This is a genomic window from Rhizobium acidisoli, assembly GCF_002531755.2.
GTDB classification, from domain to species: Bacteria; Pseudomonadota; Alphaproteobacteria; order Rhizobiales; family Rhizobiaceae; genus Rhizobium; species Rhizobium acidisoli.
Genome location: NZ_CP034998.1, coordinates 1,478,778 through 1,500,408 on the forward strand (window position 1 = coordinate 1,478,778; position 21,631 = coordinate 1,500,408).

17 protein-coding genes are annotated in these 21,631 nt (G+C 61.9%); 7 read left to right on the forward strand and 10 right to left on the reverse strand.

All coding sequences use genetic code 11. From position 1 onward, the window contains the following. Positions 1-11 precede the first annotated feature (11 nt). The 6 genes from CO657_RS07365 to CO657_RS07395 all read right to left on the reverse strand — a co-directional run bounded on the left by CO657_RS07365 (position 12) and on the right by CO657_RS07395 (position 9,136). A complete protein-coding gene (locus CO657_RS07365; protein ID WP_054183269.1) occupies positions 12-2,669 on the reverse strand; it encodes a nitrate reductase in 2,658 nt (885 codons plus the stop codon). After that, positions 2,669-3,013 carry a nitrite reductase small subunit NirD gene (gene nirD, locus CO657_RS07370; protein WP_425349931.1) on the reverse strand — a complete coding sequence of 115 codons (345 nt, stop codon included), beginning with the start codon at positions 3,011-3,013 and terminating at the stop codon, positions 2,669-2,671. Before nirD ends, CO657_RS07365 begins: the two co-directional genes overlap by 1 nt. 10 nt (positions 3,014-3,023) lie before the next feature. After that, positions 3,024-5,474, reverse strand: coding sequence for a nitrite reductase large subunit NirB (gene nirB, locus CO657_RS07375; RefSeq protein WP_054183267.1), 2,451 nt, complete (start codon positions 5,472-5,474; stop codon positions 3,024-3,026). 17 nt (positions 5,475-5,491) lie between these two features. Next, positions 5,492-6,733, reverse strand: coding sequence for an MFS transporter (locus CO657_RS07380; RefSeq protein ID WP_003587008.1), 1,242 nt, complete (start codon positions 6,731-6,733; stop codon positions 5,492-5,494). A 395-nt stretch (positions 6,734-7,128) separates the two neighbouring features. Then, positions 7,129-8,412 (reverse strand): CmpA/NrtA family ABC transporter substrate-binding protein, encoded by a 1,284-nt coding sequence (locus tag CO657_RS07385; RefSeq protein ID WP_197283890.1) that lies wholly within the window; start codon positions 8,410-8,412, stop codon positions 7,129-7,131. A 136-nt stretch (positions 8,413-8,548) separates the two neighbouring features. Next, the gene (locus CO657_RS07395; RefSeq protein ID WP_012557456.1) at positions 8,549-9,136 is read right to left on the reverse strand and encodes an ANTAR domain-containing response regulator; all 588 of its coding nucleotides are present in this window, start codon (positions 9,134-9,136) and stop codon (positions 8,549-8,551) included. 259 nt (positions 9,137-9,395) lie between these two features. Between CO657_RS07395 and CO657_RS07400 the strand changes: the two genes are divergently transcribed. From CO657_RS07400 to CO657_RS07425, 5 genes are all read left to right on the forward strand, one after another. Then, the gene (locus tag CO657_RS07400; RefSeq protein WP_054183265.1) at positions 9,396-11,222 is read left to right on the forward strand and encodes a TRAP transporter large permease; all 1,827 of its coding nucleotides are present in this window, start codon (positions 9,396-9,398) and stop codon (positions 11,220-11,222) included. Between the two features lie 16 nt (positions 11,223-11,238). Then, positions 11,239-12,237 carry a TRAP transporter substrate-binding protein gene (locus CO657_RS07405; RefSeq protein WP_054183264.1) on the forward strand — a complete coding sequence of 333 codons (999 nt, stop codon included), beginning with the start codon at positions 11,239-11,241 and terminating at the stop codon, positions 12,235-12,237. Positions 12,238-12,527: 290 nt separating this feature from the next. Next, positions 12,528-13,187 (forward strand): peroxiredoxin, encoded by a 660-nt coding sequence (locus tag CO657_RS07415; protein ID WP_012557459.1) that lies wholly within the window; start codon positions 12,528-12,530, stop codon positions 13,185-13,187. A gap of 149 nt (positions 13,188-13,336) precedes the next feature. Next, on the forward strand, positions 13,337-14,293 hold the full coding sequence (locus tag CO657_RS07420) for a lytic transglycosylase domain-containing protein (RefSeq protein ID WP_054183263.1): 957 nt from the start codon (positions 13,337-13,339) through the stop codon (positions 14,291-14,293). A 95-nt stretch (positions 14,294-14,388) separates the two neighbouring features. Beyond that, entirely contained in the window at positions 14,389-15,342 is a 954-nt protein-coding gene (locus CO657_RS07425) for an NAD-dependent epimerase/dehydratase family protein (protein ID WP_054183262.1), read from the forward strand. Positions 15,343-15,353: 11 nt separating this feature from the next. On the opposite strand, the gene CO657_RS07430 is transcribed toward CO657_RS07425, so the two are convergent. After that, a complete protein-coding gene (locus tag CO657_RS07430) occupies positions 15,354-16,619 on the reverse strand; it encodes a glycerate kinase type-2 family protein (RefSeq protein ID WP_054183261.1) in 1,266 nt (421 codons plus the stop codon). Positions 16,620-16,818: 199 nt separating this feature from the next. On the opposite strand from CO657_RS07430, the gene CO657_RS07435 reads away from it, so the two are divergent. Further along, positions 16,819-17,118, forward strand: a complete 300-nt coding sequence (locus tag CO657_RS07435; RefSeq protein WP_054183260.1) for a DUF6074 family protein — start codon at positions 16,819-16,821, stop codon at positions 17,116-17,118. A 72-nt stretch (positions 17,119-17,190) separates the two neighbouring features. On the opposite strand, the gene CO657_RS07440 is transcribed toward CO657_RS07435, so the two are convergent. Then, entirely contained in the window at positions 17,191-18,282 is a 1,092-nt protein-coding gene (locus CO657_RS07440; RefSeq protein ID WP_054183259.1) for an extracellular catalytic domain type 1 short-chain-length polyhydroxyalkanoate depolymerase, read from the reverse strand. Between the two features lie 210 nt (positions 18,283-18,492). On the opposite strand from CO657_RS07440, the gene CO657_RS07445 reads away from it, so the two are divergent. Beyond that, a complete protein-coding gene (locus tag CO657_RS07445) occupies positions 18,493-18,900 on the forward strand; it encodes a low affinity iron permease family protein (protein WP_003586990.1) in 408 nt (135 codons plus the stop codon). A 26-nt stretch (positions 18,901-18,926) separates the two neighbouring features. Here CO657_RS07445 and CO657_RS07450 read toward each other — a convergent pair whose 3' ends face one another. Continuing rightward, positions 18,927-19,286: a low affinity iron permease family protein gene (locus CO657_RS07450; protein ID WP_003586989.1), complete on the reverse strand. Its 360-nt coding sequence runs from the start codon at positions 19,284-19,286 to the stop codon at positions 18,927-18,929. Positions 19,287-19,415: 129 nt separating this feature from the next. Further along, positions 19,416-21,530: a catalase gene (gene katE, locus CO657_RS07455; RefSeq protein WP_054183258.1), complete on the reverse strand. Its 2,115-nt coding sequence runs from the start codon at positions 21,528-21,530 to the stop codon at positions 19,416-19,418. Positions 21,531-21,631: the final 101 nt, after the last annotated feature.

Here is a 21,631-nt window from a genome sequence, read left to right on the forward strand (position 1 = left end):
TTTCCTGCCTTTCACTCCGCGGCCGCGGCAAGACAGCGATCGATGATCCTGCCGATTTCGCCGCGGCAGGAGCCGCAATTGGTTCCGGCACTCGTTTCCTTGCCGACCGCCTCGACGCTGTGGCATCCGCCGCGCACGGCGGCGGCGATCTGGTTGACCCCGACGCTGAAGCAGGAACATACGGTGGCGCCCGGATCCGGCCTGCCGGCGCCGGGACGGCCTGCGACCAGCGCAAAACGTTTCCTCAGATCATCATGCGCGGCGGAGAGCTGCGAGATCGCCCAGTTGCGCGCGACGGCGACGGGCTCGCGGGCGAGGAACACTGCGGCAAGCAGGGTCTCGCCGTCGAAGAAGGCAAGCCTGAGGTCGCCGGATTGCCGGTCGGCATAACCGAGCGGCTCGATTTCATCGGGAATGGCAAAAACCGCCCGGCACCATGCCGTCCAGTCTTCGACCGCTTCTGCGAAGGCAAGCTCCAGCCGCCAGCCGCCCTCAGCCTTCGCCAGGGCCCAATAGGCCGCGTCAGGTGTCACGGGTTTTGTCGCCGAGACGGCGAAGCCGTAATGGGCGGCGCGGAAGGGCCGGACGGCGACGGCGACATTCTTCGACGCCGGCTGACCGGATACGGGATCGGTGATCGGCGCCACCACGGCGTCGATCCGCGCTTTTGCCGCGAACTGGTCGTTCCAGTGCATCGGCGCGAAGATACCGCCGCGCGCCTGGCGGTCGGTCACCAGCGCCCGGACGATTGCCTTGCCGTGCGGGCTGTCGATCTCGACGAGGCCGGCGCTTGATATGCCGGTCTCGATCGCGTCGCGCGGATGGATCTCCGCAAAGGGTTCGGCGATATGGGCGGAAAGCCGCGCGCTCTTTCCGGTTCGCGTCATCGTGTGCCACTGGTCGCGGATGCGCCCGGTATTCAGCGTGAAGGGAAAGTCGGCATTGGTGCGGTCCGTTGCCGGCGGTTCCACCGCGACGAAGCGCGCCTTGCCGTCGGCATGGTAGAAACCGCCATCGGCGAAGAAACGGGTGACGCAGGGTTCTGCTCCTGCTGCCTGCGGCCATTGGAAAGGTGACAGCTCGCTATAGGCGGCGTCGGTCATGCCGACGCGGGCGCCGATGTCGAAATCGCGGCTGCCGTTGTTTTCGAACGCGGACAGGGCGGCGTGTTCGGCGAAGATGTCGGCCGGCGCAGCGAAATCGAAGGCGGCGGCAAAGCCCATGCGGCGCGCAACCTCCGCAAGCTGCCACCAGTCGGCCTTGGCATCGCCGGGCAGGTCGAGAAACGGCCGCTGCCGGGAAATGCGCCGTTCGGAATTGGTGACGGTGCCGTCCTTCTCGCCCCAGCCGAGCGAGGGCAGAAGCACATCTGCGTGCCGGGCCGTATCCGTCTCTCGCAGAATGTCGGAGACGACGACGAAGGGACAGGCGGCGATCGCGCTTTCGACGCTGTCGGCATCCGGCATCGAGACAACGGGATTGGTGGCGATGATCCAGAGCGCCTTGATGCGCCCGTCGGCCACCGCGCGAAACATGTCGACCGCCTTCAGGCCCGGTTTGGCGGCGATAACAGGCGATTTCCAGAAGCGCTGCACGCGGTCGCGGTCATCGGCATTTTCGATCGCCATATGGGCGGCGAGCATATTGGCAAGACCGCCGACCTCGCGCCCGCCCATGGCATTCGGCTGGCCGGTCAGCGAGAAGGGTCCCATGCCAGGGCGGCCGATGCGGCCGGTCGCCAGATGGCAGTTGAGGATGGCATTGACCTTGTCGGTGCCGGAGGAGGATTGGTTGACGCCCTGGCTGTAGCAGGTCACCACCTTCGACGTCGTCTCGAACAGGCGGAAGAACTCGCGGATCTGCATGGCCGGCAGGCCGGTCCGCTCCAGGAGTTCGTTGATATCGAGTGCTGCGGCTGAAGCAAAGGCGCCGGCGAAACCCTCCGTATGGGAGGCGATATAATTCTGGTCGATCGCGGGGCTTGTCGCGAGATGGGCAAGCAGTCCCATGAACAGGGCGACGTCGCCGTCCGGGCGGATCGCCAGATGCAGATCGGCGATATCGCATGTCATCGTCCGGCGCGGATCGATGACGACGATCCGCATGTTCGGCCGCGCCGCCTTGGCAGCGGCCAATCGCTGGTAGATGACGGGATGGCACCAGGCGAGGTTGGAGCCGGTGAGCACCACGAGATCCGCGAGTTCGATATCCTCATAGGTCCCGGGCACCGTATCGGCGCCGAAGGCGCGGCGATGCCCGGCGACGGACGAGGACATGCAGAGCCGTGAATTGGTGTCGATATTGGCCGAGCCGATGAAGCCCTTCATCAGCTTGTTGGCGAGGTAATAATCCTCGGTCAGCAACTGGCCGGAGACATAGAAGGCGACGGAATCCGGCCCGTGTTCGGCGATCGTTTCGGAGAAACGCCGGGCGACCAGATCGAGCGCCTCGTCCCAGCCGCTGCGTGCGCCGGCGATCTCGGGATAAAGAAGCCGGCCGTCGAGATCGATGGTTTCGGCCAGCGCCGAACCCTTAGAACACAGGCGGCCGAAATTCGACGGATGCTCGGGATCGCCCTTGACGCTGACGGCGCCGGCCTCGTCGACCGTGGCGATAACGCCGCAGCCGACGCCGCAATAGGGGCAGGTGGTCTTGACCTCAGCCGCCATTATTCAGCCGCCATCAACAGGCTTTCCAGCGCGATGAACAGCGCGCCGTCCTCGTTGCGGATCGGTATGGTCCGCACCTCGCCCTGGTCGGCGCCGAGCGCCTTGCCGGTTTCGAGCGAGATCACCCAATTGTGCAGCGGGCAGGTGACGGCCTTGGCATGCACGATGCCCTGGGAGAGCGGGCCGCCCTTGTGCGGGCAGTGATCCTCGATGGCAAAGACCTCGTTTTCGGCCGTGCGGAAGACGGCGATCTTGCCCTGGGGCGTCTTCACGCAGCGTGCACCACGCAAGGGGATGTCGGAAATGTCGCCGATTGGATGCCAGTTTTCATTGGGCCAGGTCATGTCCATCTCCTTATTCAGCTGCCTGCGGATAACCGATCGTCGCCATCGGCTTGAACTCATGCTTGTCCTTGCCGGAAACACGCTCCGACCAGGGATCGACCTGGGCAAACTTCTGGCTGAAGACGAAACGCTCGTAATAGGCCGTGCGCTTCTCGGCATCACCCATGATCTGGCGGCGGATTTCCTCCAGGCCGACGCGCTTGGCCCATTTGTAGATGCGCTCGAGATAGCGGGCCTGCTCGCGGTACATCTGCGTCAGCGCCACGATATGCTCCAGCGCCTCGTCCTCGGTCTTCACCAGGCCGAGCACCTCGGTGCCCTTGATGTCGAGACCGGCCGCACCGGCGAAATGGATCTCGAAACCGGAATCCACGCAGATCACGCCAATATCCTTGCAGGTTGCTTCGGCGCAATTGCGCGGGCAGCCCGAGACGGCCATCTTCAGCTTGGCCGGCGTCCACGAGCCCCACATGAATTTCTCGATGCGGATGCCGAGGCCGGTCGAATCCTGGGTGCCGAAGCGGCACCAGTCCGAACCGACGCAGGTCTTCACCGTGCGCAGGCCCTTGGCATAGGCTTGGCCGGAGACGAAGCCGGCCTTGCCGAGATCGGCCCAGACGGCGGGCAGGTCTTCCTTCTCGATGCCGAGCAGGTCGATGCGCTGGCCGCCCGTCACCTTCACCATTGGGATCTCGAACTTGTCGACGACATCGGCGATGGCGCGCAGCTCGTTCGAATTGGTGACGCCGCCCCACATGCGGGGAACGACGGAATAGGTGCCGTCCTTCTGGATATTGGCGTGGACGCGCTCATTGATGAAGCGCGACTGGTAGTCGTCGGCATATTCGTCCGGCCAGTCGCAGACGAGGTAATAATTGAGCGCCGGCCGACACTTGGCGCAGCCGCAAGAGGTCTTCCATTCCAATTCCTGCATGACGGCCGGGATGCTCTTCAGACCCTTGGCCTTGATCAGGCGGCGAACGTCGTCATGGCCGAGTTCGGTGCAGGTGCACATCGGCTGCACGGCAGCCGGATTGTAGCCATCGCCGAGGGTCAGCGCCATCAGCTGTTCGACAAGGCCGGTGCAGGAGCCGCAGGAGGCGGATGCCTTGGTGTGGGCGCGCACGTCGTCGAGCGACGTCAGGCCTTTGCTGGTGATCGTCGAGGTAATCTTGCCCTTGCATACGCCGTTGCAGCCACAAATCTCCGCGTCATCCGGCAAGGCTGCAACGGCCGCCATAGGGTCCAGCGGCGACCCTCCCTGATAGGCCTGACCGAAGATCAGCGTCTCGCGCATCTCCGAAATATCGGTCGCCTTCTTCTTCAGATCGTTGAACCAGGCGCCGTCGGCGGTCTCGCCGTAAAGCACGGTGCCGATGATCTTGTTGTCCTTCAGCACGAGACGCTTGTAGACGCCGGCGCTGGCGTCACGCAGCACGATCTCCTCGCGGTCGTCGCCATCGGCGAAATCACCGAGCGAATAGAGCTCGATGCCGGTGACCTTCAGCTTGGTCGGCGTGTCCGCATGCACGAAAGCCGGCGAACGGTCGTCCGAGAGATGTGCTGCGGCAATGCGGGCCATCTCGTAAAGCGGGGCGACGAGGCCGTAGACCATGCCGCCGACCTCGGCGCATTCGCCGAGCGCAAAGATATCGCCATCCGAGGTCTGCATGCCGGCATCGACGACGATGCCGCGGTTGACCGCAAGGCCGGCGTCCTTCGCCAGGCCGACACTCGGACGAATGCCGACGGCCATGACGACGAGGGTTGCCGGGATGATGCGGCCGTCGTCGAGTTCGATGCCTTCGACCTTGCCGTTGCCGATGATCGCCTTGGTATTGGCCTTGCAGATGACCTTGATGCCGCGTTCTTCGACCGCCTTTTGCAAGAGATAACCGGCGGCGGGATCGAGCTGGCGCTCCATCAGCGTCGGCATGACGTGCAGGACGGTGACGTCCATGCCGCGCTGGGCAAGGCCGGCCGCCGCTTCGAGGCCCAAAAGACCGCCGCCGATGACGACGGCCTTTTCGCGCGACTGGGCGGCAAGCAGCATGGCCTGCACGTCGTCGAGATCGCGATAGGTAATGACGCCGGGCAGGTCCTTGCCGGGAACCGGGATGACGAAGGGCACGGAACCGGTGGCGATCACCAGCTTGTCGTAGCTTTCGGTGACGCCATGATCGGAGGTGACAGTCTTGGCATCGCGATCGATGTTGACGATCTTGTGGCCCTTGTAGAGCATGATGCCGTGCTTGATGTACCAGCCGTCACCGTGAATGATGATCTGCTCGTAGTCCTTCTCTCCAGAGAGAACCGGCGACAGCATGATGCGGTCGTAATTGACGCGCGGCTCGGCATTGAAGATCGTGACTTCATAGCGTCCGGGCGCCCGTTCGAAGAGGTGCTCCAGCATGCGCCCGGGCGCCATGCCATTGCCGATGATGACGAGTTTTTCTGTCATAATTCCTAGTCCTTAGATCAGGTTGCAGCCACGGGCTCAGAGGGTCCCTGGCGCGACAATTGCTTGACGGACAGGTGCATCCAGACGAGCGAGATCGCGACGATTGCGAAGAGCAGCAGGAAGCAGCTGGACCAAAGGCCGGTCATGTCCTTGAGGAGGCCGAAAGCGATCGGCAGGATGAAGCCACCGAGACCGCCCATCATGCCGACGATGCCGCCGACGGCGCCGACGCTTTCAGGGTAATAGGCCGGAATGTGCTTGTAGACGGCGGCCTTGCCGAGGCTCATGAAGAAGCCGAGCACGAAGATGACGGCGATGAAGATGACCGGCGTGATGGTCGTCGCCGGCAGCGACAGGATGAGAGTGGCTACGGCCGAGACGGCCAGCATCGCATACATCACGCTGCGTGCGCCCTTCTTGTCCGACAGCACGCCGCCGAAAGCGCGGAAGATGCTGCCCGGGATGGAGTAGGCGGCCGCAATCATGCCGGCAGTTTCCAGGTTGAAGCCGTAGACGCCGACCAGATAGCGCGGCAGCCACAGGGACAGGGCGACGAAGCCGCCGAAGGCGAAGAAATAGTAGAGCGAGAAGCGCCAGACCTGGACGTTCTGCAGCGGCGCGAATTCCTGGGCGAGGCTCTTGGAGGCGGTGCCGCGCTCGCGGCGAAGACGGAAGGCCGGATCATCTGACGTGGTGAACCAGAAGAGGATGGCCATCAGCGCCAGACAGACGGCCCAGATCTCGGCAACCGACTGCCAGCCCCAGGCGAGCAGCACGAAGGGGGCTGCGAATTTGGTCACGGCCGCGCCGACATTGCCGGCGCCGAAGATGCCGAGCGCCGTGCCCTGTTTTTCCGCGGGGAAGAACGGCGAGACATAGGCGACACCGACCGCGAAGGAGCCGCCGGCAAGCCCGACGCCGAGGCCGGCGATCAGCATCTGCGTATAAGTCTGGGCGTAGGAGAGCAGGAAGGTCGCCAATGCGGCGGCCAGCATGGTGAGGGTGTAAACGAGACGCCCGCCATAACGCCCCGTCCAGATGCCGAGGACGATGCGCACCAGCGAACCGGTCAGGACCGGGGTGCCGATCAGCAAGCCGAACTCCGCCTCGTTCAGGCCGAGATCCTGCTTGATGCGGATGCCGATGATCGCAAAGATCGTCCAGACGGCGAAACAGAGCGTGAAGGCGACCGTGGAGATCCACAATGCTTTGGCTGGTTCGCCGGGGGACATGGGCTGCGCTTTCTCGATGACAGACATGGCTTCTCCGTGGCGCGACAAGGTCGTGCCGATCCATTGCTGGGGGGTTAAAAACAAAAAGCCGCTGGTCAGGCTGCGCATGCACGAGGCGCGCGAAATATCCTGATCAGCGGCTTTGCTGGTGGCGCCCGCCGTTGGACGCCGAATTCATGGTCTTCTCAGAGCGCCTATTGCGCCCTCGTACTGCGCTGATCGCCATTGATCTGTGCATTAGTACTCTTGCAAACTGCGTGCCAGTTTGGCGTTGTTTCTTTAAGCGATTGAATAGAAAGAGAATTTTTAAGAATTGGCCGCCTGCACGTTTTTGCGGCTGCCAAAAAATGTGCAAATCTTTTGTGCGTTGCGGTGATGGCGGGCATCGAATTTTGCTGGCGTTTTGTGCAGGCCGGCATGTATCAGGTCTCATCGCTATGGGAAGCGAAGGGCAGTGCGCTTTTGACGGCAAAGCCCGCGACATAGTCCGGCAATTCCGTCGGATCGAAGACGTGGCCGTCCATGAAGCGATCGCCTTCGTCATTGCCTTCGATGCGGATATCGGCATCATCAGGTGCATTGGCGTCGCCGAGCGCTCTGCGATAGAGATCGGGACGGTAGGCGGAGGCGGCCGCCCGCGCCTTGTTGAGGCTGGGCTCGGCCTGTCCCCAGCGGATCATCTGGCTGTAGATCCACAGCGCATGGCTTGGCCTCGGATAGTTGGCGAAGCCGGAATGAAACTGGAAATAGTCGGCGATGATGCGCCGGTTGCCCCTAGCGTCGAGGCTGAATTCGCCGGCGAGAACGCGGCGAATGATGCCGACGGGGGCGGCTATATAGCGCGGATCGGCAAGCGCTGTCGCCAGCGCGTCGTGATTTTCCGGCCGGTCGCACCAGCGGGCTGCCGCGTCGAGCGCCACGATCAGCCGGGAAACGGTTTCCGGATGGCTTTCCGCCCAATCCGGACGCATGCCGATCACCTTTTCCGGGGCCGACGGCCAGATATCCTGTTTGGCGGCGACGATGCGCCCGACACCGCGCTCCGAGGCGACCATGTTCCAAGGCGCGCCGACGCAGAAGCCGTCGATCGCCCCGGCCGCCAGGGCATCCGAGGTCAGCGGCGGCGGCACGACGACGAGCTTGACGTCCTTGTCGGGATTAATGCCGCCGGCCGCCAGCCAGTAGCGGAATTCGTAATTGTGCGAGGAGAAAGGATAGGTGACTCCGAAGGTCGGCAGCGGCTCGCCGCGCGCCTTCATCGCCGCGACGGTTTTGGCCAGAGCATGGGCGTTGTCGAGCGCGCTTGCCGTTTCCGGCAATCCGGCGTCATCCCGCATCCTGTCGAAGAGCCGCGTCGACAGCGTGATCGCATTGCCGCCGCGCCCAAGGGAAAACGGCGTGATCGTCGGCGAGGGATTGGAGCCGAGGCCGAGCATGGAGGCGACCGGCATCGGCGACAGCATATGGGCGATGTCGAACTGGCGGAACGCCAGGCGGTCGCGCACATTCGCCCAGGAGACATCCTTGACGAGATCGAGCGTCAGGCCTTCCTTCTGCGCGAAGCCGAATTCCGCCGCTGCTATCAGCACCGATGCATCGACGAGTGGAATGAAACCGGCTCGCAACACTTTCGGCCCTTCACTGTTGACATGCGCGGGCGAGGGCAGCCCGCCGCTGGAACTGGCGATGTTCGTCATCATATCCACTCCGGTTTCCTCCGGAAATCTAGAGCAATTCCAGGAAAAGTGCGAAGCGGTTTTCCGTCCGGAATTGCGTTAAAACAAAAGCTTAGAGCGGTTCTGCGCTTCCGTGAAAAGCTGAACCGCTCTAGGAGGCCCGCGATCACATCAAAAGTCCCGCGGCAGTGACAACGCTCTGGGCGATTTCCGACATCTTCTTCTTTTCGTTCATTGCCGTCTGGCGCAGCAGGGCGAAGGCCTCTTCCTCGGACAGGCCGCGCATCTTCATCAATATGCCCTTGGCGCGCTCGATGAGCTTGCGTTCCTCCAGCGCCGAGCGGGCGTCGGCAAGTTCCCGCCGCAGCCGGCTGAAGGCGTTGAAGCGGCTGACGGCCATGTCGAGGATCGGTTTGACGCGTTCCTTCTTCAATCCGTCGACGATATAGGCGGAGACGCCGGCATCGACCGCAGCCTCGATCGAGGCCGTGTCGGAGCGGTCGACGAACATGGCGATCGGGCGGCTAACCGTGCGCGTCAGCTGGAACAGATGCTCCATCATGTCGCGGTTGGGGTTTTCGATATCGATGATGATCACATCGGGCATCAGCGTTTCGATGGTCCGCGCGATGCCGTTGACCTCGTGCACGACGGTGACGCGCACATGCCCTGCCTCGCGCAGCCCTTCTTCAATGATGGAGGCGCGGATGGCATTTTCGTCGATCACCAGAATCGTCAGATCGAGATGCTTCATGACTATATTTATGACGCGCCGCAGCAATTTTGGCAAGGTTTAGCCTGAAAAATGTGCAGCAACTTTAACGCCTAAAAATTAATCAAACTGCTGCAGTTTCAGGCGTTTTCCCAGTGCGACACCTGATGTCGACGGCTTATTTTTCCAGCCCCGTGACGCTTGAGGAAGCGCTCCGTTTCAGCGAAAAGGCATTACGCTTTTCGACATCCATCTTTTGAAGGTCGGCAGCGCCTGATCCTCGGGAAAGAAGGCAGGTTTATTGGCCACCAGTGAATTTCATCCGATCGAGCGGGCCGGGGATGACGGGATCGCGGCGCGGGCGCTGCGGGCGCTCGAGGCGGTGCTCGGCATAGCCGCAGCGCTCGTGCTCGCCGTGCTGCTCGCCATGGTGCTCGTCACCGTCTGCCTGCGCTATTTCTTCGGCACCGGCTTCATTGGCGCCGAGGATCTCGGCATCTGGCTGCATGTGGCACTGATTGCGCTCGGCGCACCGCTCAGCCTCAACAGTGCGCTTGCCATGCGCCTCGATGTTTTCGTCAGGATGCTGCCCGAAAGCCTGCAGAAGGTGACGCGGATCGGCGCCGATGTCTTCACCGTGCTTTCGGCGTTGATCCTCGCCTTCGGCGGCAGCGAAATCATGACGATGCTCGGCGGCGTCTCGCCGACGCTCGGTCTGCCGGAATGGATCCGCTTCGGCTTCCTCGGCGCCGGCGGCGCGCTGATCCTCATCGTGCTGCTTCTGCAGCGCATCGCCGAAGGCAAGGTCCTGGCGGTTGCTCTTTCGCTGACCCTCGGTGTCGCTCTCTATGCCGGCATCCCGCATATCTCGCTTGATCTCGACTGGCCGCCGAGCATTTTCCTCGGGCTGATCGCGGCGATCGGTCTGGTGCTGGCTGCACCGCTGCCGCACGCCTTTCTCGCCGCAGCCTATGTCGTCATCGCCTTCGGCAGCAGCCTGCCGGAGCCGGCGATCGTTTCCTCCACCGTCACCGGCATATCGAAATTCCTGCTGCTCGCCATTCCCTTCTTCCTGCTTGCCGGCGGCCTGTTGACGGCATCAGGTGTGGCCAATCAGCTGGTGCGTTTTGCCGCCGCCATGGTCGGCCATCGCCGGGCAGGGCTGGCGCAGACGACGCTTTTGACCAGCGTTCTCTTTTCCGGCGCTTCCGGCTCCTCGGTCGCAAATGCCGCTTTCGGCGCGTCGACGTTCCAGCCGGAACTGGTCAAGCACGGTTATCCCCCGGCGCAGGCGGCGGCGATTATCGCCTCGACATCGGTTCTCGACAACATCATCCCGCCGTCGATTGCCTTTCTCATCCTTGCCTCGGCGACCAATCTTTCTGTCGGCGCGCTGCTGGTCGGCGGCTTCTTCGCCGGCGGGCTGATGGCCATATGCCTGGCTGTCGCCATCCATCTGACCGTGCGCGAGCAGGTGACCTTGCCGCGCGCGACCGTCAGGCAGCGCTGGCATTCGGCGGTCCAGGCGATCCCCGCCTTCGGGCTCGGGGTCATCGTCGTCGTCGGCATCCGCATCGGCATCGTCACGACAACGGAGGCGGCAGCACTCGCCGCCTTCTACACGTTGCTGCTCGGCATCGGTGCGCGGCTTGGCATCCTCTCGCTCTATGCCGCCTTCCGCCAGGCGGCGGTCGAGGCGGCGGCGATCGGTCTGCTGATCGGCACGGCCGGCCCCTTCGCTTTCCTGCTCGCCGTCGACGACGTCTCCGGGCTGATCTCGCATCTGACGACGGCGCTTGGCGGCAGCGCGCTTGCCGTTATCCTTTTGTCGAACGTCATTCTGCTCGCTGTCGGTCTCGTTCTCGATATCGGCGCGGCGATCCTGCTCTTCGGCCCGATCCTGCTGCCGGCAGCGGTTGCCGCCGGCATCGATCCCATCCAGTTCGGCGTGATTATCGTCGTCAACCTGATGATCCACGGGCTGACACCGCCGCTCGGCATGCTGATTTTCGTTGTCAGCGGCGTCACCCGCATTCCTGCCTCAGAACTCTTCCGGGCCGTCGTTCCCTATCTGCTCGCCCTTCTGGTCTCGTTGGCAATCCTCTGCGCCTGGGCCATCATTTTCTAGTGAACAGGACAATCCCATGAAAAATCTCAACCGACGTAACTTCCTGAGGACCGCCGCTCTAACCGGTACGGCGCTTGCGGCGCCAGGCTTTGTCCGCACAGCCGCCGCCCGCACGACGACGATCACGATCGCCTCTCTGCTCGGCGACGACAAGCCGGAGACGAAGATCTGGGTGAAAATCGGCGAACTGGTCGAAGCCAAGCTTCCCGGCCAGTTCAAGTTCAACATCGTCAGGAACGGCGCGCTCGGCGGCGAGAAGGAAGTGGCCGAAGGCGTGCGTCTCGGCTCGATCCAGGCGAGCCTTTCGACGGTGTCGTCGCTCTCCGGCTGGGCGCCCGAACTGCAGATCCTCGATCTGCCTTTCCTTTTCCGCGATGCCGACCATGTGCGCAGAACCGTCGGCGGCGAAGTCGGCGCCGATCTCAGGCAGAAACTGCAGGCGCAGAATTTCGTCGTCGGTGATTTCATCAATTACGGCGCCCGCCATCTCCTGACCAAGGAACCGGTGACGAGGCCGGAGCAACTCAAGGGCAAGCGCATCCGTGTCATCCAGAGCCCGCTTCACACCAAGCTCTGGAGCGCATTCGGCACGACGCCGATCGGCATTCCGATCACCGAGACCTACAATGCGCTCGCAACCGGCGTCGCCGACGCCATGGATCTGACCAAATCGGCCTATGCCGGCTTCAAGCTTTATGAGGTCGTGCCCGATATGACCGAGACCGGCCACATCTGGGCATCCGGCGTCATCTATTATTCCTCCACCTTCTGGGCCGGCCTGAATGACGAGCAGAAGGCGGTTTTCCAGCAGGCTTCCAGCGAAGGAGCCGCCTATTTCAACCAGCTGATCGTCGACGACGAGGTAAAGTCCGTCGAAACGGCGCTTGGCCATGGCGGCAAGCTGTTGAAGCCGGAAGTCTTCGAGGAATGGCAGAGGGGCGCGCAGGGCGTCTGGGCCGATTTCGCGCCAGTTGTCGGCGGCCTCGACAGGATCAAAACCGTTCAGGCGGCTTGAAGCGGGAGAGGGCGGACGCCTGATGTTTCTGACAGTGCCGATTGTAAAAAATCGGCCCTGTCATCACTCGGATGCATCGGAAAAATAATGCCGTCGCAGGCCTGAAATCGAAAGAGCGTACCTTCGGTTATCGTGATATATGGCTTAGTGAAAATCCTGGGATGGGACGTTTTTACTTTCGGCCGGCGCGACCCTGAAGACCGCAATCCAGCGACCGCTTCCGGCGGACGGATCCCATGGCCTCGATTTGAGATGCTCAAGAATTAACACAAGGCTTTGGAGGGCCGACCATGAGCTTACGCATCAACGATATTGCCCCCGATTTTACCGCCGACACCACTCAGGGACCGATCAGCTTCCATGACTGGATCGGCAATGGCTGGGCCGTCCTGTTTTCGCATCCGAAGAACTTCACGCCTGTCTGCACGACCGAGCTCGGCGCCATGGCCGGCCTTGCCGGAGACTTTTCCAAGCGTGGCGCCAAGATCATCGGCATCTCGGTCGATCCTGTGGAAAGCCATGCCAAGTGGAAGAACGACATCAAGACCGCCACCGGCTTCGACGTCGAATATCCGCTGATCGGCGACAAGGACCTAAAGGTCGCCAAACTCTACGACATGCTGCCGGCCGGCGCCGGCGAGAGCTCGGAAGGCCGCACCCCCGCCGACAACGCCACCGTGCGGTCGGTTTTCATCATTGGCCCCGATAAGAAGATCAAGCTGATCCTCACCTATCCGATGACGACGGGCCGGAATTTCAACGAGATCCTGCGCGCCATCGATTCCATCCAGCTGACCGCCAAGCACCAGGTGGCGACACCGGCGAACTGGAACCAGGGCGATGACGTCATCATCACCGCCGCGGTTTCCAACGAAGACGCGATCACGCGTTTCGGCTCCTTCGATACGGTCCTGCCCTATCTCCGAAAGACTAAGCAGCCGACGGCCTGATCGCTGCTTTCAAGCCTGTTCTGGAAGCCGCCGCGGCCATTGGCCCGGCGGCTTTTTCATGCGCCATTGCCGAAATCAGGAAGCGTCGCGCCGTGATCGATGCTATCTAGGATCAGCGTCGCGATGGAAGTCGAACCTGCCGAGATCCGATGAGAGGGCGAAAGCGTCAGTCCGACATGGTGAGGAGATCGGCGAAGGCCCTGCTTTCGCTCTGTTTTCTGTTTTCCCTCATCGACATGCCGAAAGCTCAGCCGGAAGGAAGCGATGCCGAGCCTGCCTGCCTCTATTCCGGGCCTTCGGCCTCGGGATCGAACGAGACGCTCTGTATCCGCAAGGACAGTTTCAATCGCGATCTCTGCGCCGCGATCGAGCATTTCGCCGCGGCCAATCATTTGCCACCGGACTATTTCGCCCGCCTCATCTGGCGCGAAAGCACCTTTCGCCCCGACGCGGTCAGTTTCAAGGGGGCGCAGGGCATCGCCCAGTTCATGCCCGGAACGGCGAAACTGCGCGGTCTCGAAGACAGCTATCAGGTGCTGGAGGCACTGCGGAAATCGGCGCAGTATCTCGACGAATTGCGCAATCGTTTCGGTAATCTCGGTCTTGCCGCCGCCGCCTATAATGCCGGCGAAAACGGTCTTGCCGCTTACCTTACGTCGGGAAGATTACCTTACGAGACGCGCGGCTATGTAATGGCGATCACCGCCCATACTGTGGAGGAATGGAAGGACAATCCGCCGGCAACGGCGGCAGCCCCGCTCGACAAGGACAAACCTTTTCTCGATGGCTGCGTGGCGCTTGCCGAACGCCGGACGTTGAAGGACACGCCCTGGCGTCAAGAGGGCGACTGGGCGCCCTGGGGTGTCCAACTGGCGGCGAACGCCGATGTCGCGGTGGCCCGGCGCATGTTTCTCGATGCGGTGCAGGATCTGCCTGCGCCGCTCAATACGGAACAGCCGCTGATCCTGCGCCAGCGCGATCGCAGCTTCGGCTTTCGCCCGCGTTATGCCGCCCGCATCGGCCGGCAGACGCGCCTGGAAGCCAACAACCTCTGCAACCAGATCCGCAGCAACGGCGGCACCTGCCTTGTTTTCAAAAATCGATAGCGTGCCGCTTTCCCTTCCCTGGCGAAAACACCACTTGCAGGATCGCGACAGGGCGCAGCATAGTCGGCGCGGATCATGCAAAGGGAGGAACGACAATGCGGGTTTTGGTCATCGGAGCGACGGGCCATGTCGGAACCTATCTCGTTCCTCGTCTGGTCGAGGCGGGGCACGACGTCGTCACCATCAGCCGCGGCGCGGCAAAGCCCTACACGGAAAACCGCGCCTGGGCCTCCGTCGACCAGCGCCGGATGGATCGCGCCGAGATGGAGCGGACCGGTGATTTCGGCCCGGCCGTGCGTGACGTGAAAGCCGATATCGTCATCGACATGATCTGCTTCACGCTGGAGAGTGCCGAGCAACTGGTGACCGCGCTATCGGGGCATGTCGGTCATTTCCTGCACACCGGCACGATCTGGACCCATGGCTACCCCAGCACCGTGCCGACACTCGAAGAGGCGCCCAAGTCTCCCTTCGGTGACTATGGCATCCAGAAGGCGGCGATCGAAACCTATCTGCTGCAGCAGGCAAGGCTTCGCGGTTTTCCGGCGACCGTCATCCATCCCGGCCACATCGTTGGTCGCGGATGGGCGCCGCTCAATCCCGCCGGCAATTTCAACCTGCAGGTCTTTTCGACCCTTGCCTGCGGAGACGCCCTGGCGCTGCCCAATTTCGGCCTGGAGACGGTCCATCACGTCCATGCCGATGACGTGGCGGCGATGTTCATGGATGCGATCGCCAACTGGAATGCGTCGACCGGCGAAAGTTTCCACGCAGTGTCGGAGCAGGCGCTGACGCTGCGTGGATATGCCGAAGCCATGTCGCACTGGTTTGGGCGAGAGCCGAAGCTCAGTTTCGCCCCATTCGATGCCTGGGCCGAAAGCCAGACGGCCGAAGATGCGGAGGCGACATGGGAGCATATCGCCCGCAGCCCGAATTGCTCGATTGCCAAAGCCCGGCGCCTGCTCGGCTATGCGCCGAGATATACATCGCTGCAGGCGGTGCAGGAATCGGTTGACTGGCTGGTCGGGCAGGGGCGGATCGAGACCTGATCCGCTGGATCTTAGGCGATCAGGATGGCCCTGAAATCATTGACATTGGTGCCGGTCGGCCCCGTTTCGAAGAGGTCGCCGACGGCTGCAAAGCCTGAATAGCTGTCATTACCGTCGAGCAGCCGGCGCGGATCGAGTCCGGCAGCGCGCAAGCGCTTGACCGTGCCGCCATCGGCAAAGGCGCCGGCATTATCCTCCGAGCCGTCGATCCCGTCCGTGTCGGCAGCAAGGAGATGAATGCCCTCCTGTGCGTCGATCGCAAGCGCCATGGCGAGCGCGAATTCGCCGTTGCGTCCGCCCTTGCCGCCCTTGGCGCGGAGCGTCACCGTCGTCTCGCCGCCGGAAAGGATGACGACCGGTTTCGGAAACGGCCTGTTCCGGCCGAGCACCTCGCGGGCGATTGCCGCATGCACCTGCGCCACGTCGCGCGCTTCTCCCTCGATCGCATCCGAAAGGATGGCCGGCTCGATCCCCTGCGACTTCGCCAGGGCGGCCGCCGCCTCCAGCGACACGCCGGCAGAGGCAATGATGTGACGCGCGTGGCGTAAAAACACCGGATCGTCCGGCCGCGGTGCATCGGCCTTGGCTGAGTTCAGATGGTCGAGGGCTGCCTGCGGCAGCTGCAATCCATATTGCTTGACGATCTCAAGCGCATCGTGCCGCGTCGAACCATCGGGCACGGTCGGCCCGGAGGCGACATGGGCCGGATTGTCGCCGGGAATATCGGAGACGATCAGGCTGACGACCCTTGCTCTGGTTGCCGCTGCAAGTCTGCCGCCTTTGATGGTCGAGAGATGCTTGCGCACGACGTTCATCGCCGAGATCGGCGCGCCCGAGGCAAGCAGCATTTCGTTGAGGGCAATCTCGTCTTCGAGGGTCAGCCCCACCGGCGGGGCGGGCAGCAGCGCCGAGCCGCCACCGCAGATCAGCGCGATCACCAGATCGTCTTCCGTCAGTCCACTCACCGTCTCCATCAGCCGTCTTGCCGCGGCACGTCCCGCCGCATCGGGAACAGGATGGGCAGCCTCGATGATCTCGATGTCGCGTGTGTCGCAGCCATAGCCGTAGCGTGTGACCACCAGACCGTCGAGCGGCCCGTCCCAGACGCTTTCGAGCGCCCGCGCCATCTGCGCAGCACCCTTGCCGGCGCCGATCACCACGGTCTTTCCCTTCGGCCTGTCAGGCAGGTTTGCCTTGATGCCGGTCAGCGGATCGGCGGCGCGAACCGCCGCATCGAACAGGCTTTTCAGGAAATCGCGGGGAGCGCTTGTCGTCATCGGTGGTTTCTGCTGCCTGGAGTGTCGAACGTGATGCCGACTGTCGACGCATCCCCGTGCCGGCGTCAAGGTCGAAGACGCGGCAGTGTGACGGTTGTGGACTGCAAATTCTGCTTCATCGAAAGAACGGAGACGAACGATAGAAAGCATTAACCATAGTCCCGTAGACAACGAACAGGATCAAAGGAACCTGTGTTCGATGGCTACTGAAATGACCTGCCGCCCCGCCGCCCAGAGTGAAGGCGTGGTGATTGCTTTTCCCTCCGGAACCGGAACCGCCAATATCGAGCGCTGCGCCCGCGAACTCGGCCGCAGACATGGCGCGGATGCGATCGCATTCTGGAAGGCCGAATGCCGCAGGCTCGCCGATCAGCTTCTGGCCGCCGGGATGCCGGAGAGCGACGTCGGCGAGCGGGTGCTGCAGTTTCAGCAGGATGTCCAGATCGAACTCGTCCTCAGCCATCAAAACGGGCCGCTGCCCAAGTCTCAGAACCGATAGCTGCAATCTCGCTGGATTCGACGGTTGCCCCGGCGAATGGCATGGCAGCCAGGTTGCTCCCGTTCTGTCGCTTTATCGCAGCAGCCCGGCAGACCGAAGGGCGTCTTCGATGACCTTCTGAATGCCGCCGCGATCATCCCCCGTGGCAGATGAACCTGCGACGTTTTCCGGTTGCGCAGCAGCGGGTTTTGCATTGCGCCGCTTTTCAAACGAGGGAATGAGGCCCCAGGACCTGGCGATTTCGACGGTCGAGGAAATTCCGACGTCAAGCATGAAGGGGCCGCTCGCCCCGTAGCCGGTGCCGATGTCGAGCGGCGTGCCGTGATCCATTCCGGCAATCGTATAGAGCTCGATCACCTCCACCCCATGAGCATCGGTCCAGACCCTTCGCTGATGGCGTCCGATATTTTCCACGCGCGACGGCGATGCGTCGATGCCGTGGATATTTCTCCATTGCTCCACGATGGCATTCGCATTGGATGGCACGACGGTTCTGTCTGCGCTTCCCTGCCAGAGCGACAAAGTCGGCCACGGGCCTTTGTGGCTTGAGGCGTTTTTCAACCGCAGTTGCAGTTCTTTGGCGGTCGGCCCGCCATGACCGCGCATTCGGTCGAACGCCTCGGGAATGGTCGCGGCGCTGGCATAGGGCAGGCCTGCAATGATGGCCCCGCCGGCAAAAATCTCCGGATAGGTGGCAAGCATGGCGGCGGTCATGGCCCCGCCGGCCGAAAGCCCGGTCACGAACACGCGCCTGCTGTCGATGCTGTGCTCCGCAACGAGTTTTGCGATCATCTGGCGAATGGAAAAGACCTCGCCGTGATCCCGGCGTATATCTTCGGGGTTAAACCAGTTGAAGCAGAGGTTGGGATTGTTTGCCCTTCGTTGCTCGGGAAACAGCAGCGCGAAACCATAATCCTCTGCCAACCTAGACCACCCCGACCCGATGTCATAGCCTGATGCTGTCTGGGTGCAGCCGTGCAGGACGGTGACCAGGGCCATGTTCTTTGCGCGCTTCGACGGCAGGTAGATGTAACCTCCCAGAGCCCCCGGGTTTGCACCAAATGCGTCCAGGGCGATCAGATCGGGATTTTCCTGCGTGGGGCGGGGGCGAAGCGTTCCTCGCAACGCAGCAAGGCGCGCAAGCGTGTCGGACATAGATCTCATGAAAGTCTCCGCCAATCAGCAGCCGGGATGGCGGTGATGCCTGCGTAAACGCGTCAGTCGGCGGAAGGTTGCTGCACTGCACAATATTTTCTGAGCAGGCTGGATTTCCGGATGCGCGGGCAGCTCCGCGGGGCGAGGAACTTCGGCCCGGAAATGACGTTGATGTTGTCGATTGACAGCATTGTCGCTGCAATTAGCGAGGCTTTTCAGATGTCGAACAAACCCAACTTCTTCTCTTCCTTTGCGACCGTCGTCGCCGATTTCTCGGGAAAGCCGTTCACCTTTGTCGCGGCTCTGACGCTCGTGATTGCCTGGGCGGTGTCCGGTCCCTTTTTCGGCTATTCTGAAACCTGGCAGTTGGTGATCAATACGACCACGACCATTATCACCTTCCTGATGGTCTTTGTATTGCAGAACAGCCAGAACCGCGACGGCAAAGCGGTTCAGGCCAAGCTCGACGAACTCATCCTGACGAGCCAGGCCGCCAACAAGTTCGTCGGCATCGAGAAGTTGGACGAGGGTGAACTCAGGGAAATGAGCAAGACGCTTGCCGCGCAAGCCGAATGTGTCGAGGAAAAAGCGGATGAGAAATCTGCCGCGGAGGCAGCCTCCACCTGATGCATATCGCCTCAATGCGACTCGTTTCAGTTCATCGTCTCTGGCATCTGGTCGTGATGTTGCTGCCGCATTTCCTCGATGGCCTCGGCCTCTTTCTTCTCAGCCGCAATCCAGTGATTTCCGGCCTTGCTTGATCGGATCAGTTCGTCGAGCTTGGTTTGGAGCGCCACCATGTCCCGATTTTGGGAGTGCTGCACCAGCAGAAGAATAAAAAATATGATGAGCGTCCCCATCATGTTGGTCAGCAGAAACCATTGCCGTGGGAAAGAAAAACTGAGGCCCGCCGCCGCCCATAGGGCGACCAACGCGACCAGCGTGACAGGGACCGCGCGATGCCCTGCCCATAAGACGGCCAAGTCGGAAATCTGTCGAAAACGCCAGCGCATAGCGCATAAACGAAGGATGGAGCAAATGTTTCCATCATCCAGGCTCAATACATCACGTGCTGCGAACAGTTTAAAACCCGCGTTTCCGCGGGTTTTAGACGACGAGCCGTTCTCATGGCCACCCTAAGTTCAATTCAGTTTGACCGACGGTTCGCGGCCCCAGACACGCAGTTTGCCAAGCGCTTTGACAAAGGCCGCGACATCCCCGGCCGCTCTAAGCGCAAGCACGCCCTCATCCAGGGAATCGGCAATTCCGGCCTTCTGCATGAGGGGCAGCGCTGTTTCCACATAGCCGATGAACTTGCAGTGCACGAAGGCATCCGACACGAAATCACGGGCCGTTGCCTCTTTTAGCAGATCGCTGCTTCCCGCGGGCGAGGGCAGCAGCGCGACGGCGTCGTAAAGCACCGAAGGTCCGCCGTCGATCATCTGATGCGCCTCGATCCAATTGCCGTCCGAGAGCGTCACGCCGCCGATCTTTGGCGCGATCACTTCGAATGTTGCTTTCTGCTCGGTGATCTCGGCAAGCAGCGCCTTGAAGATCGCGGCGTCGCTGCCGTCGGTGACAAGAATACCGAGCTTGCGTCCTTCGAACCGCTTCGGACCGCGCTCGATAATGCTGAGCGCCGGCGACGGCTCGAGATCCTGGCGCGTCGGCATGGCGGCATCGGCAGGCTTCGGCATCGATTTGAAGCCGAGTGCGTGGCCGACCTTACTGGCCAAAGTCTCATCGATGTTCATGAGATGCGAGACCATGCGCTCGCGAATGACCGGTGTTTCGACTTTGCTCAATTCGAAGATCAGTGCTGCTGCGATATGGCGTTGCTCCGGCGGAGTCTGGCTGATGAAGAACTGCCTGGCCTGGCTGTAATGATCGGCAAAGCTTTCCGGCCGCAACCGGACCTTGGCGCCCTGTTCCTCGGCCGGGAAGTGACGATAGCCCTGAACCGGCGATTCTCGCGGTCCCTGATTCCAGGAATTCGGCTGGTAATTGACCCGGCCGACAGGATTGCGCATCGCCATGTGGCCATCCTGCTGGAAATTGTGGAAGGGACATTTCGGAGCGTTGATCGGCAGATGGGTGAAATTCGGGCCGCCCAGACGTTTCAGTTGCGTGTCGAGATAGGAGAAGTTCCGTCCCTGCAGAAGCGGGTCGTTGCTGAAGTCGATGCCGGGCGGAACGTTCTGCGTCATGAAGGCGACCTGCTCGGTCTCGGCGAAAAAGTTTTCGGGCATTCGGTCGAGCACCAGACGGCCGACCGGTTTGACCGGCAGGATCTCCTCGGGAATGATCTTCGTCGGATCGAGGATGTCGAAGTCGAACGTGTCGGCGAAGTCCTGATCGAAAAGCTGCACACAAAGTTCCCATTCCGGGAAGTTTCCTGACTGGATCGACTGCCAGAGGTCGCGACGATGGAAGTCCGGATCCGCACCGTTGATCTTGACCGCTTCGTTCCATGCGACGGACTGCAGGCCGAGTTTCGGTTTCCAATGAAATTTGACGAAGGTCGATTCATCGGCCGCGTTGACGAAACGGAAGGTGTGAACGCCGAACCCCTCCATGAAACGGAAGGAGCGCGGGATGGCGCGGTCCGACATGACCCACATGATCATATGCATGCTTTCCGGGGTGAGGGAGATGAAGTCCCAGAAATTGTCATGCGCCGACTGCGCCTGTGGAAATTGCCTGTCGGGTTCCGGCTTTACGGAATGGACGACGTCGGGAAATTTGATCGCGTCCTGAATGAAGAAGACGGGAATATTATTGCCGACCAGATCCCAATTACCCTGCTGGGTGTAGAGCTTCACCGCGAAACCGCGCACGTCGCGCGCCAGATCAAACGATCCTTTGCTGCCGGCGACTGTCGAAAACCGGACGAAGGCCGGTGTCTTTTCGCCGGGCCGCTGGAAAAGATCAGCCCGGGTATAGGCGGCCAGCGATTCATATGTTTCGAAATAGCCATGGGCGCCGTAACCCCGCGCATGCACGACCCGCTCGGGGATGCGCTCGTGGTCGAAATGAAAGATCTTCTCGCGAAAATGGAAGTCATCGATGACGGCGGGGCCGCGGGCGCCGAGACGGAGCGTATTCTGATCGTCGGAAACGGGGCCGCCTTGTGCTGTGGTCAGCACCGGCATGCCGTCCTCGGCAAACTGATGTAGCTCACCGCCTGCACCGCGGTGCAGCTTCTGATCATGAATCGTCGCGTTGTCCGAGGGCGAGGTCTTCGTCTTCTTGGCCATCTATCTTCTCCGGAAAGGGTGTGACCTAACCGAAGCTCAAAAATGGCGACATGTTCCGCTCGCCGCGAAATAAACTGCAACCTGGCGAAGGGCTGCGTTTC